This window comes from Pseudomonas endophytica, assembly GCF_001411475.1.
In the GTDB taxonomy this organism is placed as follows: domain Bacteria; phylum Pseudomonadota; class Gammaproteobacteria; order Pseudomonadales; family Pseudomonadaceae; genus Aquipseudomonas; species Aquipseudomonas endophytica.
The window spans coordinates 1-15,115 of record NZ_LLWH01000005.1 but is presented as its reverse complement, the minus strand read 5'-3'; the positions used below and the strand labels follow the sequence as shown (position 1 = coordinate 15,115).

The following is a 15,115-nucleotide window of genomic DNA, read 5'->3' as shown; positions in this document are numbered from 1 at the left end:
GCAACCTCGACAGTCACACGGGTGAGCGCATTACCGAGCTGCTCTTTGAGCTGAACAAAGAACAGGGCACCACGCTCGTTCTGGTGACCCATGACGAGCGTCTGGCCCATCGCTGCCGACGCTTGATCCGTCTTGATGCTGGCCATTTGGTCGGCCCACTGGAGCCTTGATGGCACGTTTGCCGCTGTTTCGTCTTGTCAGTCTCGCCTTACGCCAATTGCTGCGTGATGCCCGCGCCGGTGAATTGCGCGTGCTGTTTTTTGCCGTGCTGGTCGCCGTCGCCGCCAGCACCGCGATTGGCTACTTTGGTGCGCGCCTTAACGGCGCAATGGTGCTGCGCGCCACCGAGTTCTTGGGCGCAGACCTCGTGCTAGAGGGCAGTTCCCCGGCACGCGAAGAGCAAATTCGAGTGGGCCGGGAGCTGGGGCTCAAACACGCGCAAATCGTCGAGTTTTCCAGCGTGGTTGCCACGGACAACGGCATTCAGTTGTCCAGCATCAAAGCGGCTGATGACGCTTACCCTTTGCGCGGCCAGCTTAAAAGCGCCGCCCAACCCTTCGCCGAAGAGCAGCAGGGTGGCGGACCAAAGCCTGGAGAAGCGTGGGTGGAGCCTCGACTCCTCACCGCGCTTGACCTGCGCGTCGGTGACGACATTGACGTTGGCTCAAAAAGCGTAAAAATCACCCGCGTACTGACCTACGAACCTGATCGCGCCGGTAATTTTTATAGCCTGACACCTCGCGTACTGATCAATTTGGACGACTTGCAAGCAACCGGCATCGTCCAGCCGGGTAGCCGAGTCAGTTTCCGCGAATTATGGCGCGGCGATGCGCCAGCGCTTGAGTCTTACCGAAACGTCATCCAGCCGGGCCTAGACGCTAACCAGCGCTTGCTGGACGGGCGTGACGGCAACCAACAGATTGGTGGCGCGCTCGGCAAAGCTGAACGCTATTTGAATATGGCCAGCCTGGTGGCCGTCTTGTTAGCAGGGGTGGCGGTGGCCCTTTCTGCAACGCGCTTTGCCAATCGTCGTTTTGACGCCAGCGCCTTGCTGCGCTGCTTAGGTTTATCACGTCGCGAAACACTGTGGCTGTTTAGCTTGCAACTCGCCATGCTCGGCCTACTGGCCAGCTTTACCGGCGCCCTGCTTGGCTGGCTAGCGCAACTGGGGCTATTCGCCTTGCTGCACGACTTGCTCCCTGCCGACCTTCCGCCCGGCGGCGTTCTACCCGCTTTGGCGGGCATGGGCACCGGGCTGGTGGCACTGGCTGGTTTCGCCCTGCCACCTTTGGCCGCTTTGGGCCGTGTACCGCCCCTGCGTGTGCTGCGCCGCGATATTCTGCCGATCCCGGCCAGCACCTGGACGGTCTACGGTGCCGCGCTACTGGCGCTGGGCCTGATCATGTGGCGCATGAGCCTTGATTTAGTGCTGACCTTTGCCCTGCTCGGCGGTGGCTTAATCAGTGCATTGATACTCGGGAGCGTGTTGCTTCTTGGCCTAAAAGGTCTACGTCGCGGGCTGGCAAAAGCGTCCTTGCCTTGGCGTCTGGGGTTGGGGCAACTGCTGCGCCAACCATTGGCAGCAGCGGGTCAGGCATTGGCTTTTGGCTTGATCCTGCTGTCCATGGCGCTGATTGCTTTGTTGCGCGGTGAGTTGCTCGACACGTGGCAAAACCAGTTACCCAAAGACGCGCCGAACTACTTCGCGCTCAACATCTTGCCTGCCGACAAAGACGCCTTTGGTGCGCACCTGCAGACACTTCAAGCGCAAGCCGCGCCTATTTATCCCGTGGTCCCAGGCCGCCTCATAAGCATCAATGGCGAACCGGTACAAGAAATCGTCACCAAAGACTCCAGCGGCGATAAGGCAGTCCAGCGCGATCTGAGCCTAACCTGGTCCGCCAACCTGCCTGAGGGCAACGAGCTGACCGAAGGCCAATGGTGGTCTGAGCAACCCAGCGGCGAAGTACCGGGCGTGTCGGTTGAGGCCAAAGTGGCCGAGAGCTTGAAGCTCAAGCTGGGCGATCATCTGATATTTACCGTGGCCGGCGTAAACCGCGAAGCGCAAGTCACCAGTTTGCGCACCATCAACTGGGATAACTTCCAGCCTAACTTCTTCATGATTTTCCAGCCCGGCACCCTGCAAGACTTACCGACCACCTACCTCACCAGCTTTTATCTGGCGACTGGCCATGATTCGCAGATCATCGAACTGTCGCGCAGCTTCCCAGCAGTGACCATTCTGCCTATTGATGCCTTGCTCGATCAACTGCGCAGCATTCTGGCGCAAGTCACAATTGCTGTTGAATACGTGCTGTTGTTCGTCTTGGCCGCAGGCATGACGGTACTGTTTTCCGGCTTGCAATCCACTTTGGATGAGCGCATCCGTCAAGGCGCACTGCTACGGGCATTAGGGGCAGAGCGCCAACTGCTGATCAAAGCCCGACGCATCGAGTTTGGCTTATTAGGCGCCACCAGCGGCTTACTGGCGGCGTTGGGCGCTGAACTGGTAAGCCTTGCGCTGTACCGTTTTGCCTTCGATCTGCCTTGGCATCCGCACCCGTGGTTGCTGGTGCTGCCCGTACTCGGCGCTCTGATGGTTGGGGGTGCAGGTGTGCTAGGTACTCGTCGGGCACTAAATGCCAGCCCCCTGACTGTGCTGCGCGAGGGCTGATAGACTCGCGCCCTTCTCTGCAATCGGATCTAACATGAGTCGCTATCGTCCTCCTCGCCCTGCTGGCACCGCGCTGATCACCCCTGAAGGTGAAGCGCGGATGCGCGCTGAATTACATGAGCTATGGCATGTACGCAGACCGCAAGTCACGCAATCGGTCAGCGAGGCTGCGGCTCAGGGCGATCGTTCGGAAAACGCTGAATACACTTACGGTAAGAAGATGCTGCGCGAAATCGACAGTCGCGTGCGCTTTCTTACAAAGCGTCTCGAAAGCCTCAAAGTGGTCAGCGAAAAACCCAGCGATCCGAATAAGGTGTATTTCGGCGCGTGGGTCACGATTGAGGATGAGGACGGTAAAGAGTCACGTTATCGCATTGTCGGCCCCGATGAGCTGGATCTGAAGCAAGGCCTTATCAGCATCGACTCGCCGTTGGCCCGCGCGCTGATTGGTAAATCGTTGGATGCCGAGGTGCAAGTACAAACACCTACTGGCGAACAGTGGGTCGTCATAGCGGCCATTGAATACCCTTAATACACCCCACTCCAAAAGTGTCGCGCTATATGTCAGTAACGTGCAATAACGATCTTTAACACTAAGCTCAGGTTATTAAACCCACGGTCATTCAAGGAGTGAAAGACCATGAGCACTGAAGAACATCGTTATTGGATGAGCCAAACACCTGATATAAAAAATCTGCATATTGGCCAACTGATACTGCCCGGCAGCCACGACGCCGGAAGCGACAAACAAGCCCCCAACCTACAACTGCCACAAGAAATAACCCAAGACGTTTCCCCCCACAAGCAGGTGCTTCACGGTATTCGTGCACTGGATCTAAGAGTGGCTTTCTACGCTGAGTATGCCCCCGGACAAGCGCAACGGTTTCAGTTATTTCACCGCACGTCGTCAGGCCGAACAGTGGCCAATGACATCTTGGCAATGCTGCTTAACTTCTTTACCGATCCGCAGGCACAGCAAGAAATCATTGTGCTCGACTTCCATGAGTTCAGAGATTTCACCCCGCAAGCGCACGAAGAGTTACAGGCGCTGATTATAAACACCTTGCAATCGCGCATTATTCCCTCAGATTTAGAAGCCCTAACGGTGGGTGAAATATGGCAACAGCACCCAGGCCAAAATGTGGTGGTTGCCTATAACGATTACACCGACAATCGAACATTCTGGGAAGGCGTAGATCAAAACTGGAGCCAAAATAACCTCATCAGCACTCGAGCACTTAAAGCATTCATGGACACTGCGTTTGAACGCTACAAGTCTCATTACAAGCTGGCATCCATACAGTGCGCCAAGTATGTTTTACCGTTTTTTGTCCCCGATGACTTCACTGACAAAATTGATGTGTGGTTCAAGTCCGAAGACCAGGATAGTTACATCCAGACGTTCTTCATTATTAACACTGATTGGTCAACACGCAGCCAACTGGTAAAAAATTGTCAGCACGCCAACCATATAAAAGGACAGCGGTTAAACCTTTACGCTCTGCCCAACTGATCGCAAAACGTGCGCCGAATCACTAGGTTTCGGCGCAGGCGGATTAACGTAGGGTAATTAGGCCCTGACGTGACACTCGAATGAGGTTTCGAATAACCAATTCGGCATCTTCGGTTGAAGGCGACTGAATTACGGCCAAATCAAAACTGTCCCCGGCAAAGCGCACCAATCCATCCCCTTCCTCAACAAACTGAATCAAAAAGGCTGACGTCTGCCCCTTGCGACGCGGCCAGCCATCCAGATAACGCAACAGCGTTGGCTGATGTTTGCCGCCCAGAAGGATTTTTGGAGTGCGAGAAGTCTGATTGGCCGTGATCGGCGCGATACGAACAAAAGGACGTGGGTGACTCATACATCGGTTCTCCGCCTCAAGGTTCTGCGTGGCAGGTGAGAGGCAACACCGAACCAGCGCTTTAGCGGTATTTCGAGCGTCTTTAGACACCCTGGCGCCCCGCAAGTAGCTGTTTAAATCGGCGCAAGAAACATCCTAGATAAAGCCGCTTACAACTGTCAAGAATCACGTGCCATGAAAAGCCCGCCCCAGACACCCCGTCTACGTGGGTACGGCACTCGATAAATGCAGCTGCTAGCAACAAATCAATTCGATCAACTGAAACCCCGCCGTCATAATCCCTTGTTAGGCTGCCGCCGAAATGTTTTGTAACCGCTAACAGGATCCGTAATGAGCGACGAAAAAGACAAGGACCCCCTACTCCCTGCCGATGCCAGCCGCCGTCGCTTCCTCGCCGGTGCGGCTGCGCTTGGTGTCAGTGCTGCGACCTTGAACGTTTACGCAGGCCAAGAGCAACAGCCCGCCACATCAGCGCCCACATTGACGCCGAACGAACTGGACAAAAAGCTCCACGAACAGATCAAGACCATCGTGGTGATCTATGCCGAGAACCGCAGCTTCAACAATTTATTCGCTAACTTCCCCGGCGTAGAGAAGCCCTTGTCCGCGCTCAAACCCGCTGACTATCAACAACGTGACCGTGACGGTAGTGTGCTCAAGCGCTTGCCACCCGTTTGGGGTGGCGTCTTGCCGGTGGGCCCGCAGACCGTTGATGGCGTCACCTACCCGCAAGGGGTGCAGTTTCAGGAAAACCTGCCTAACGCACCGTTCGCCCTGAAAGGTCCGAATCAAGAAGATCTACCGCTGAACCTGGTAACCCGCGACCTATGGCACGTGTTCTATCAGAACCAAATGCAAATTAACGAAGGCAAGAATGATCAGTTTGTCGCTTGGGCAGATTCTGGCGGCCTACCCATGGGCTATTACGACCAGTCGCAATACTCCCTGCGCTTATGGGATGTGGCGCGTGAGTTTGTGCTCTGTGACAACTTCTTTCAGGGCGCCTTTGGCGGCTCGTTCCTCAATCACCAATACTTGATCAGTGCTGCGGTGCCGTTCTACCCAAACGCTACCGACTCCGTAGCTAAGGCCCAGATCGCCACCCTGCAAGGCGACGACCAGACCAGTACACGCCTCAAACCGTTGGATAAATCGCCAGAGAGCGCCATGACCGGCGCCCCGCAATTTGGCCCCAGCGCACTGACGCCTGACGGTTATGCCGTCAACACCATGGCGCCGCCTTTCTGGCCGACCTGGATTCGCGACCCCGAGCGCCCGGACTACTCAAAACCCGATCTTCCAAGCGTGCTGGTGCCGCAAACCCATGAGCACATCGGCGACAAACTGAGTAAAAAAAATATCGACTGGGCGTGGTATGCAGGTGCTTGGCAGGCCACGCTCGATCAGTACAAAAACTCGGACGGCATGCCCAAGATCCCTAATTTCCAGTACCACCATCAGCCGTTCAACTACTTCACTCAGCAAGGCCCGCAAAACCCGGCCGAGCGCAGTAAACGTTTGCGCGATGGCGGTCTTGGTGATGAAACCAGTACCAATCGGTTTTTGGCTGATGCCCAGGCCGGCGAGCTGCCAGCGGTGTCTTTCTACAAACCTCAGGGCAACCTCAACCTGCACGCCGGTTATGCCGATGTGGCGTCCGGCGACCGACACCTAGACCGCGTTATTAAAGTGCTGCGTAACAGCCCTCAGTGGGAAAACATGGTCATCGTACTGACCGTGGACGAAAACGGCGGCTGGTGGGACCACGTGGCTCCACCCAAAGGCGACCGCTGGGGGCCAGGGACGCGCATCCCGGCCCTAGTAGTGTCACCTTTTGCGCGCAAAGGCACGGTTGACCACACGGTCTATGACACGGCGTCAATTCTGCGCCTGATCACCCGCGTGCATCAGTTAGAAACGCTTGAAGGTCTGAAACAACGTGACGAGGCCATGCGAGCCCGCGGGCAAGCGCCTATGGGCGACCTGACAAACGCGCTGTTGCTCTGACTTGAGCCACGTTCTCCCATAAAAAAACCGGCGTTCTTTATCAGAACGCCAGTTTTTTAATATCAGTGTCGGAAACAGAGGTTCAGCATAGAGTCTGTACGAAATGTTATCGCGTGAAGGTTAGGCGAGCCTGTTATCAACGCCGCATAACCGAGCGCAGGTACATTTCTTACTGAGCCTTAGCAGCGATGGCCCGATCAACCGACAGCTTGCCAGCCCCTTCAATCAAAACCGCCAAGGTGCCCCCTAGCAAAGCCAGCGCGAACTCATAACCGTTATTGGCCATAAACAGCCCGTTATGGATATGCACCGAGAAAATTGCCACCAACAAGGTGAACGTCAGCCCCAATGCCGCTGGACGCGTCAGCAAACCGATAATCAAGGCCAGCCCAGCAAAAAATTCAGTCCCGCCCGCCAGCAAGGCCATCAAGGTGCCCGGCGCCAAACCAATGCTTTCCATCCATTGCGCGGTGCCCGCCAAGCCACCGCCTCCAAACCAGCCAAAGAGCTTTTGTGAACCATGAGCGACAAAGATGATGCCGATGAAAATTCGCAAAACGGTCAAGCCATAACCGGCGCGGGTTGCGAAAACAGTTTGGGTCAGTTTGCTCATGGTGCGTTCCTTCTAAGCGGGTGGGAATGGACGCCATATTAATCAGTTTTAACACTGTTAAAAGCCGAATTAACCCAAGTTTATTATCGACTTATTCGATCATTTGCGTAAAGCCATTCGCCCTGCTGCGGGTTCTAAAGAGTCACGCTCACGATCGAAGGCCAAATAATATTTATTCACGCTATTAACATAGCTCACGGCATTCATCCCGACCTGCTCCATGGCAATCCGCTCAACCTGGAAAAACCACTGGTTGGGGTTTAACCCACGACGTTTGGCTTCGGCCCGCATAGCCTGAACCCGCTCTGGCCCCATGTTGTAAGCCGCCAAGACAAAGGCCATGCGCTCACGCTCATTGAGTTTAGGGCTGGCGAAGAATTTACGTCGGATCAACGCCAAGTACTTGGCTGCGGCCTGCACATTATTATCGACATTCTTGATGTTATTGACCCCGACCCGTTGCGCTGCGCTAGGGGTAATTTGCAGCAAGCCCGTCGCCCCGCCATAGCCTTTAGCCTGTGGGTTCAAGGTCGATTCCTTAAACGCCAGCGCCGCAAGGTTTAACCAATCAAGACCCTGCTGGCGCGCATGTTTCTGCAAAACCGGGCGGAGTTTTTCCAACTTCTGCCGATCCGATTTGGCTAATGGGTTATGCACACGATACAGACCGCGGTACACCTGTTTGAAAGCCTTGTCCTGATTTGAAGGGGCTTTATAACTCGCCAAAAAACCATCAATACTGGCGTGCAACATGGCTGCATCGCGGCGCACAAACCAACGCATGGCGGCCGGTTCGCTGATCAACACCTGACGATCAAAACGCAGTTTTGGCATCAACGTAGCCCAGCGCTCAGCAATTGGTTTTTCCACAATTGTCAGATGAAAGATCCCGGCCTGCACCATCTCCAGCACATCTTCCACTGCCAAGCTCGGATCTACCCACTCAACCTTTATCGGGGGCATTTTGCGCAGTGCGAGCTTTTGATTGATCAGATCAATCGACTCACCGGCTGCGCTGCCTGCGCTCAATGTCACCGTGCGCCCCGAAAGCTGATCGAACCGCGTGAAACGTCGCTCGCCTTTAACCCCCACCAACAGCAATGGCACACGATCGACCACCGGATCACTTGGGCTAACCGCATGGCTGGGCTTGACGTCCAGCAACTCGCCCGGTGCCATCAGATCTCCCTCGCCGCGCAACAACGCACCGAGTAACTGATCTTTAGCTTTAGGGATAATTTTGAGGGTGATTTCATGCCCGTCTCTGGCACGGGCATTGAGGTACTGCTCGAACGCGCGCAGGCGATGGTACTCAACGCCGATGTCTTGGCCCTGCACTGCGCCGGAGCTGTTACGACTTTGATTGACCAACACGCGCAGCACTTGGCTGCTGCGGATCTGCGCCAGATCGCGGGCCTGACTTGGCTGTCCAACTTGTAACGGCCCCGCCAAACGCGCCATTGCCGGGAGTGGCATCAGCAACAGGCACAGCGCAATCAATAACGTAGGTCTCGTCATCCGTTCTCCGTAAAGAATACAGTCCAGCACCGTGGCGGATTACCCGACAATCGGTCGTCCCATTTAGGGATTTCAATGCTGGAAACAGAGCGCAGTACAGTCAATGCACCCTGAAATGAAAAAGGCATTGCGTTGTTGCGGCATTCAAAGACAACCATAAGCGTCTGTAGTTCTTGGCTTTTCTTATAAATCTACAGCTCTGATATGCTTCGCGGCCTGTGGCCTGAGGTAGCACCATGCAACTCATCGATATCGGCGTCAACCTGACCAACCCCAGCTTCGACGGCAAACACCAAGCCGTGCTAGACCGTGCTTACGCCGCAGGCGTCGCACAGTTAGTCCTTACCGGCACCAGTGTTGAAGGCAGCGAACAGGCCTTGCAACTGTGCCATGAGCTGGACGAAGGCAGCCAACGGCTGTTCGCGACTGCCGGAATTCACCCGCACTCAGCCAGTGACTGGAACGGCGACAGCGCTCAGCGTCTGCGGGCATTACTTACAGCGCCTAACGTACGCGCCGTGGGCGAATGCGGGCTGGACTTCAACCGCGACTTCTCACCTCGTATGCAGCAAGAGAAAGTGCTGGAAGAACACTTGGCAATGGCCGTGGAGTTGCAATTGCCGGTATTCCTTCACGAGCGTGACGCCAATCAACGCTTGTTGGAAATCCTGCGCAACTATCGCGACCATCTGCCTGCGGCGGTTGTTCACTGCTTCACTGGCGAGAAACGGGCCTTATTCAGCTACTTGGATCTAGACCTGCACATCGGAATCACCGGCTGGATTTGTGACGAGCGCCGCGGCACCCACCTGCATCCGCTGGTACGAGAAATCCCTCAGGGGCGGTTGATGCTTGAAAGCGACGCGCCTTATTTGCTGCCGCGTACTTTGCGTCCCAAACCAAAAAACGGCCGCAATGAGCCGGCGTATCTAACTGAAGTGCTACGCGAAGTCGCCGTGCATCGTGCTGAGTCTGAACACGACCTAGCCGCCCATACCACCGCCTGCGCCCGTAGTTTTTTTGGCTTGCCGCAGTTGTAGCCTTTTTCGAGCACCACCAGAACACAGAGCACCCAACATGGCTCTGTAAGATCAACGTGAATCGAGCCAGGGCCCGGTTAAGGCTATAAGGCCCATAGCCAGACTTGATTCGCCGTGCGCTCGGCTCATGCCTATTCTTGGCTCATCTGCTTCAGATAAGACTTGAAACAAGGAGAGCAATCATGGGCAAACGTCATCCTGATCTACCCGCCTGGCAATGGCGTTCTAACCCACAGGGAACTCGCAGCGCAAACCATCAGGCGCTGAGCCTGATGGCTATCACCCTGACAGTGCTGGCGTTTTTGTTATTGGCTTCAGGGGTGTTTAGCAACAACGCTTCGAGTGCGGTGATTGGTCTGGTGGCGCTGTTCGCCGGTTTGGCCATTCAGTACCACAGTCGCCAACACCAAGCCAAAGCTGTGAATGCCCTGCGCAGTGAAACCTTTTAGCCAAAAACAGCGACGGTCTGACGGCTGATCGCTATCAGCTCACCATTAGGTGCCCACAGGTTGGCCGCCACATGACCGTAGCCGTCACGGGCATGTTCAATGACCGCCAGGTATTGGCACCAATCGAGGGTGTTGGCCTTAGGCAGCGGTTGCACAAACTCAATGGTCCAAGTCAGCGTGCTACCCGCCGTCGGCTTGTTCAACAGCGGCAACAAAGCGGGGGGCCACGCATCGACCATGGCCAACAGATGGGTTTCGGTGAGTGGTTGCGCTTCGACCTCTTCGGCTAAACGCACCCAACCGCCCATCTCACGTGTGCCGCGCCCGCTAAACGGAAGTGCACCCACTGCCCAACCCATGGACAAGTGACGCATAAACTCCGGGGTAATGCCCTTGATGTAAGGCAACTGCTGGCATTCCTGCGGGGCTCTCATCTGCGGCGCTGGCAAGCTTTCGACAGTCACCACAGACTCACGTGCCGCCCCAAAGCTGCCTTGCACCAAGGTCACCACTTGACCCTTTTGCAGCGCACGCCCCAACACTTGGCTCACCGCCTTGCCTTCGCGTAACACTTGGACCTCGAAGCTGACCGGTACACCCGGCTCGGCAGGCCCGACAAACGTCACCGCCAGCGAGCGCAACGCCCGTTCGGCTGAGACTTGAGCACGCATGGCTTCGTACTGCAATGCCACCATTAACCCACCAAAACTGGCCCGTCCCTGCCCCCAATCTTCAGAGATTGTCACGTCCAAAGGGCTCTTGCGCACCGCGTCAACCAACTCTGAAAACTGCATAAGCACCTCAAGGTTAAAAGTATGACGTGATACTACTGATCCATCTGAACCTGTACAGCGCGTGTATACGCCAAAACACCTGCTGAAAGTGGCGTCCTAGATCAAACGCCATACAACCTGTATTTGTAGGAGCTGTGGATTGCATCTAAGAGTTTCGCGTTATTCAGCTCAACTTCATCAACGCTCGGTCGGCGCGTTTCTCGCCTCGGGCTAGGATGGCACGCCATTGCTCAACACACGGCTGCAAGTCGGGTTGTTGCTCGGCTTGGGCTAACCACTGCCAAGCGTCATGCCATTGGCCCAAGGCTTTTTGCGCGTCTTTGAGGTGTTTGACCATGGTCGTCGGCACGCTGGACAACGCTGGATAAGCCTCGGCACCATAGCGCACGCGCTTGATCATTAAGCGCACCTGATGCCGATCATGCGCTGGGTCATTCAATGCCTTGCTGAGGTTTTTACGTTGTTTGGCCAACACCGTTTCGATGTTCTGACGTAACCCGCGCAGCAAACCTTCGCGTTGGCTGGCGCGTAAAAAGCGCGGAAACGCCTCCAGAATCATCAACAATTGCAACAGCTCTGCGCTGGCAGCGACCCGCTGATAACTACCCGCCAACTGTTTTAAACGGCGCTTGGCCAAGGTCGAATGCCCTTGTTGCTCAAGGTGCGCCGCCAAGACCTCAAGGTCACGCAATGGGGTTGTTAACACGCCAACTTGCGAAGCCGACATTTCAAGCTGGACCACGCCCGGTAAACCACGCAGCGGGCGTAATAAACTGCGCAAACGACGCACTGTGGTGCGCAAGTCATGCAGTGCCTCAGGATCGGTTTGAGCCTGTAAGCGCGCTTGGCAAGCCAGCAAGCCGACCTCCAGACGCAAACAGTTAGCCACGATCCGGTCAACCAAATCAGACATCCTTACTCTCCCCCGTCACGTGGCCGCTTTAACGACCCGCACGGGACTCTTGAATATAGAAACGCGCTTTCTCGGACTTAACAGTGCAGCCCTCAAACGCTTCGAATTGTTGCTGGGTTTTCGCCGCTGTCAGCAACGACAGCGCTTTGGAATAGCTCACCGTGCCCGCAAACCCCTCAGCCTTAGCCAAATCCAGCTCGTGCCAAGCCGCATCCAGTTGTGTCGCACAACTGTCGCGATACACCTTTTTGCCCGCGCAACCGACTAGGGCAACAGCCATTAATGGCACGCAGATCCAAGCTTTCATGGGCTAACCCTCAGAGTAATGTTCAGTACACGCTAAGACGAGAAATCGGCCTAAAAGTGCCGCGATACAAAATATCGTTGCTCAAGACTAGCAAGCAGAATCGGTTTGAGCTGTCGCTATACGTAACAAAAAGGCATTGTGAGCACTTGTCTTGGAATGGACCGGGTCATGAAAAAACGTATTGCATTGGTGCTGGGCTCAGGGGGCGCACGGGGCTATGCCCATATCGGCGTCATTGAAGAGCTCGAAAGCCGTGGCTATGACATCGCCTGTATTGCTGGCTGCTCGATGGGCGCGGTGGTCGGAGGGATCTACGCCGCCGGGAAGTTGGACCAATACCGCGATTGGATTCAAAGCCTCGATTACCTGGATGTCTTGCGCTTGGTCGATGTGAGTTTTCGACTGGGGGCGATTCGCGGCGAAAAAGTCTTCGGGCAAATTCGCAATATTGTGGGCGAGATCAACATTGAAGACCTGCGTATCCCTTACACCGCCGTGGCCACCGACCTGACCCATCAGCAAGAGATCTGGTTTCAGGAAGGCTGCTTACACCAAGCCATGCGGGCCTCTGCCGCGATTCCCAGCCTGTTTACCCCGGTGATGCAAGGCAATCGCATGTTGGTTGACGGCGGGTTGCTAAACCCGTTACCCATCGTCCCGGTCGTTTCCAGCCATTGCGACTTGGTGATTGCCGTCAACTTGAACTCAAACACCCACAGCCATTACCAGCTCCCGGTCATTGCGCGGCCAGCAGCGTTTAAAGGGCGTTTTAATAACCTGATGAGCTCATTGGGGTCGCACATCCCGTTTCGGACTAAGCAAGCCGAACACCTGCTCGACCTTGAACAAGAAATGCTCAAGCCGTCCACCGAGCCGCCCGCTGATGAGCCGCCCAACCCTTGGCTCGAATCAACTCTGGCTAAACCCCAGCAACCGATCGCCCATGACAAACAGGGAGCCCCCAACTCGGCCACGGGTTCGGTCATCATCGACAACGTCGGCCCAGCGTCGTTGCTGGACCTGATCAACCAGAGCTTTGAGGTGATGCAAACCTCATTGGCGCAGTACAAAATCGCCGGTTACCCGCCGGATATTTTGATCAATGTGCCGAAACGTGTGTGCCGGTTCTTTGAGTTTTACAAGGCGCCTGAGCTGATCGCGCTGGGACGGGAAATTGCCAAGGACACGCTGGACCGCTATGAAGCCGACCAGCGCCCACGCGACTGACGGTTGCGCGGCGGTTATCCCCCTAACAACCGGTAACCGACACCGGGTTCAGTGGCGATAAAGCGCGGGCAAGTCGGGTCGTCCGCGAGCGTTTGCCGCACATGCCCGACCACAATGCGCAAATAGTGGCTGTTCTCGATATGGGTGGGGCCCCAAATGTCTTTAAGCAATTGCTGCTGGGTAATCACCCGGCCCGGATAACGTGCCAATTGCGCTAGCACGGCAAACTCTTTGCGAGTCAGGGCCACTTCAACCCCGTCGAGCAACACCCGGCGAAACGCCAAGTCGATGGTTAACGGGCCTAGCTCAACCGCCGCTGGTTGGGTTTCACCCGCGGGCGCTTGACGCAGTAATGCACGAATGCGCGCCAAAAACTCCTGAATCCCAAAAGGCTTAGTCACGTAGTCATTGGCCCCGGCGTCCAGCGCTTGGACTTTTTGCGCTTCGCTGGCGCGCACCGAGAGCACCAAAACCGGGGCATTCGACCACTCGCGAAACTCGCACAACACCTGCTGGCCGTCCATATCCGGCAAGCCCAAGTCGAGCACCAATACATCCGGTTTGTTCAAGGCCGCGAGGCTCAAGCCTTCAACTCCGGTGGCCGCCTCCAACACGCTGTAGCCCTGAGACACCAGGCTGATGCGCAGAAACTTGCGGATCTGAGGCTCATCATCAATGACCAAAATCGTTGCAGGCTGGCTCATGATCCTTCATCGCAGTAAAAACATGGCCAAAGAGTATCAGTCTTCACGTTCCGCCTCTTCCTGTTCCATTGCCGGTTGCTCGCACAAGGGTAAGTACAGCGTGATGCAAGTGCCCTGCCCGCCGCTGCCTTCCCCCACGGTGATGCGCCCGCCGTGCGCGCCGACCATGCCTTGGCAAATGGCCAAGCCTAGCCCTGTGCCCTGCCCTCCACGATCACCGCGCGCAGCGGTGTAAAACATGTCGAAGATTTTCGCTCGGTCTTGCTCTGGAATCCCCGGCCCTTGATCGCTGACGGCAAACCACAACTCACCTTCGCCCGCCCCGGCGCTCAAGCGCAGTTGCCCTTGCAGCGGTGAAAAGCGTGCGGCGTTTTCCAACACATTTACCAAGGCCTGCTCGATCAACGCCGCGTGAACATGCAGCAGCGGCAACTGCGGCGGCACCTCCACGTGCACTTGCAACGGCGCCAACACGGCCCGCAGCCGATTCAACGCACTGCCCACGATGTCGGCGGGCGCCACCCAATCACGGGCCAGTTTCAAGGCGCCATGCCCCAAGCGCGTCATGTCCAATAAGTTCTGGATATAGCGATCCAAACGCTCGGCCTCATCGCGCGTACCTTCGAGCAACTCGCGTCGATCAGCCAACCCAATGGCCTCGCCCAAGGCCAACAACGTGTCGATACTGCCGCGCATGGTGGTTAATGGCGTGCGTAAGTCGTGGGAAACGGAGGCCAATAAAGCGCTTCGCAATTGTTCGGTTTCGCCATGCAAACGCGCCGCTTCAAGGTCGTGCGCCAAACGCGCACGGGCCAGCGCCTGCGCCAGCGGCTGAGTCAGGGCCATCAACAAGCGACGCCGTTGATCACTGAGCGTATGACCGTCTTTAGGGCTCACACCGAGCAACGCCAGCGGCGCCTCATCAGCACTGATTGGCCACCACCACCAATGACCCATCGGCAATGTACCGGTGCCTTTGCCGGCGGGCTGAAGGTGGGTCCAAG

Annotated in this window: 15 protein-coding genes and 1 pseudogene; 8 read left to right on the top strand and 8 right to left on the bottom strand. The window is 56.2% G+C overall.

What is annotated here, in order from left to right; genetic code table 11:
* The 4 genes and pseudogenes from AQS70_RS01535 to AQS70_RS01520 form a co-directional block, all read left to right on the top strand.
* A pseudogene (locus tag AQS70_RS01535) lies at positions 1-170 on the top strand (ABC transporter); the annotation flags it as partial.
* The gene (locus AQS70_RS01530; RefSeq protein ID WP_055101183.1) at positions 170-2,674 is read left to right on the top strand and encodes an ABC transporter permease; all 2,505 of its coding nucleotides are present in this window, start codon (positions 170-172) and stop codon (positions 2,672-2,674) included. The pseudogene AQS70_RS01535 and the gene AQS70_RS01530, both read left to right, overlap by 1 nt.
* Before the next feature lie 34 nt (positions 2,675-2,708).
* Positions 2,709-3,206, top strand: coding sequence for a transcription elongation factor GreB (gene greB / locus AQS70_RS01525; RefSeq protein ID WP_055101182.1), 498 nt, complete (start codon positions 2,709-2,711; stop codon positions 3,204-3,206).
* 108 nt (positions 3,207-3,314) lie between these two features.
* On the top strand, positions 3,315-4,187 hold the full coding sequence (locus AQS70_RS01520) for a PI-PLC domain-containing protein (protein WP_055101181.1): 873 nt from the start codon (positions 3,315-3,317) through the stop codon (positions 4,185-4,187).
* A gap of 43 nt (positions 4,188-4,230) precedes the next feature.
* Here the strand turns inward: AQS70_RS01520 and AQS70_RS01515 are convergent, their stop codons facing one another.
* On the bottom strand, positions 4,231-4,539 hold the full coding sequence (locus tag AQS70_RS01515; protein WP_055101180.1) for a hypothetical protein: 309 nt from the start codon (positions 4,537-4,539) through the stop codon (positions 4,231-4,233).
* A 330-nt stretch (positions 4,540-4,869) separates the two neighbouring features.
* Between AQS70_RS01515 and AQS70_RS01510 the strand changes: the two genes are divergently transcribed.
* Positions 4,870-6,546, top strand: coding sequence for an acid phosphatase (locus AQS70_RS01510; RefSeq protein WP_055101179.1), 1,677 nt, complete (start codon positions 4,870-4,872; stop codon positions 6,544-6,546).
* Positions 6,547-6,715: 169 nt separating this feature from the next.
* On the opposite strand, the gene AQS70_RS01505 is transcribed toward AQS70_RS01510, so the two are convergent.
* On the bottom strand, positions 6,716-7,159 hold the full coding sequence (locus AQS70_RS01505) for a DoxX family protein (protein ID WP_055101178.1): 444 nt from the start codon (positions 7,157-7,159) through the stop codon (positions 6,716-6,718).
* A 99-nt stretch (positions 7,160-7,258) separates the two neighbouring features.
* Complete coding sequence (locus AQS70_RS01500) at positions 7,259-8,677, bottom strand: MltF family protein (protein ID WP_055101177.1); 1,419 nt, start codon at positions 8,675-8,677, stop codon at positions 7,259-7,261.
* 236 nt (positions 8,678-8,913) lie between these two features.
* Between AQS70_RS01500 and AQS70_RS01495 the strand changes: the two genes are divergently transcribed.
* Positions 8,914-9,717 (top strand): TatD family hydrolase, encoded by an 804-nt coding sequence (locus tag AQS70_RS01495; protein ID WP_055101176.1) that lies wholly within the window; start codon positions 8,914-8,916, stop codon positions 9,715-9,717.
* Positions 9,718-9,899: 182 nt separating this feature from the next.
* Positions 9,900-10,166, top strand: coding sequence for a hypothetical protein (locus tag AQS70_RS01490; protein WP_055101175.1), 267 nt, complete (start codon positions 9,900-9,902; stop codon positions 10,164-10,166).
* Here AQS70_RS01490 and AQS70_RS01485 read toward each other — a convergent pair.
* From AQS70_RS01485 to AQS70_RS01475, 3 genes are all read right to left on the bottom strand, one after another.
* Positions 10,163-10,960: an acyl-CoA thioesterase gene (locus tag AQS70_RS01485; protein WP_055101174.1), complete on the bottom strand. Its 798-nt coding sequence runs from the start codon at positions 10,958-10,960 to the stop codon at positions 10,163-10,165. The two genes, AQS70_RS01490 and AQS70_RS01485, sit on opposite strands and share 4 nt — an antisense overlap.
* 163 nt (positions 10,961-11,123) lie before the next feature.
* Positions 11,124-11,873 (bottom strand): CHAD domain-containing protein, encoded by a 750-nt coding sequence (locus AQS70_RS01480; RefSeq protein ID WP_055101173.1) that lies wholly within the window; start codon positions 11,871-11,873, stop codon positions 11,124-11,126.
* Between the two features lie 28 nt (positions 11,874-11,901).
* A complete protein-coding gene (locus AQS70_RS01475) occupies positions 11,902-12,180 on the bottom strand; it encodes a hypothetical protein (RefSeq protein WP_055101172.1) in 279 nt (92 codons plus the stop codon).
* Positions 12,181-12,348: 168 nt separating this feature from the next.
* On the opposite strand from AQS70_RS01475, the gene AQS70_RS01470 reads away from it, so the two are divergent.
* The gene (locus AQS70_RS01470; RefSeq protein ID WP_055101171.1) at positions 12,349-13,407 is read left to right on the top strand and encodes a patatin-like phospholipase family protein; all 1,059 of its coding nucleotides are present in this window, start codon (positions 12,349-12,351) and stop codon (positions 13,405-13,407) included.
* 14 nt (positions 13,408-13,421) lie between these two features.
* Here AQS70_RS01470 and AQS70_RS01465 read toward each other — a convergent pair whose 3' ends face one another.
* Positions 13,422-14,111 carry a response regulator gene (locus AQS70_RS01465; protein WP_055101170.1) on the bottom strand — a complete coding sequence of 230 codons (690 nt, stop codon included), beginning with the start codon at positions 14,109-14,111 and terminating at the stop codon, positions 13,422-13,424.
* A 36-nt stretch (positions 14,112-14,147) separates the two neighbouring features.
* Positions 14,148-15,115: sensor histidine kinase (locus tag AQS70_RS01460; protein WP_241492783.1), on the bottom strand; the 968-nt coding region annotated here is incomplete at its 5' end.

Bases quoted from the DNA above. Each gene is read 5' to 3' on its own strand.
- AQS70_RS01490 (WP_055101175.1), top strand. From the start codon at position 9,900: ATGGGCAAACGTCATCCTGATCTACCCGCCTGGCAATGGCGTTCTAAC.
- AQS70_RS01495 (WP_055101176.1), top strand. From the start codon at position 8,914: ATGCAACTCATCGATATCGGCGTCAACCTGACCAACCCCAGCTTCGAC.
- AQS70_RS01510 (WP_055101179.1), top strand. From the start codon at position 4,870: ATGAGCGACGAAAAAGACAAGGACCCCCTACTCCCTGCCGATGCCAGC.
- AQS70_RS01530 (WP_055101183.1), top strand. From the start codon at position 170: ATGGCACGTTTGCCGCTGTTTCGTCTTGTCAGTCTCGCCTTACGCCAA.
- AQS70_RS01505 (WP_055101178.1), bottom strand. From the start codon at position 7,159: ATGAGCAAACTGACCCAAACTGTTTTCGCAACCCGCGCCGGTTATGGC.
- greB (WP_055101182.1), top strand. From the start codon at position 2,709: ATGAGTCGCTATCGTCCTCCTCGCCCTGCTGGCACCGCGCTGATCACC.
- AQS70_RS01500 (WP_055101177.1), bottom strand. From the start codon at position 8,677: ATGACGAGACCTACGTTATTGATTGCGCTGTGCCTGTTGCTGATGCCA.
- AQS70_RS01485 (WP_055101174.1), bottom strand. From the start codon at position 10,960: ATGCAGTTTTCAGAGTTGGTTGACGCGGTGCGCAAGAGCCCTTTGGAC.
- AQS70_RS01470 (WP_055101171.1), top strand. From the start codon at position 12,349: ATGAAAAAACGTATTGCATTGGTGCTGGGCTCAGGGGGCGCACGGGGC.
- AQS70_RS01475 (WP_055101172.1), bottom strand. From the start codon at position 12,180: ATGAAAGCTTGGATCTGCGTGCCATTAATGGCTGTTGCCCTAGTCGGT.
- AQS70_RS01515 (WP_055101180.1), bottom strand. From the start codon at position 4,539: ATGAGTCACCCACGTCCTTTTGTTCGTATCGCGCCGATCACGGCCAAT.
- AQS70_RS01520 (WP_055101181.1), top strand. From the start codon at position 3,315: ATGAGCACTGAAGAACATCGTTATTGGATGAGCCAAACACCTGATATA.
- AQS70_RS01465 (WP_055101170.1), bottom strand. From the start codon at position 14,111: ATGAGCCAGCCTGCAACGATTTTGGTCATTGATGATGAGCCTCAGATC.
- AQS70_RS01480 (WP_055101173.1), bottom strand. From the start codon at position 11,873: ATGTCTGATTTGGTTGACCGGATCGTGGCTAACTGTTTGCGTCTGGAG.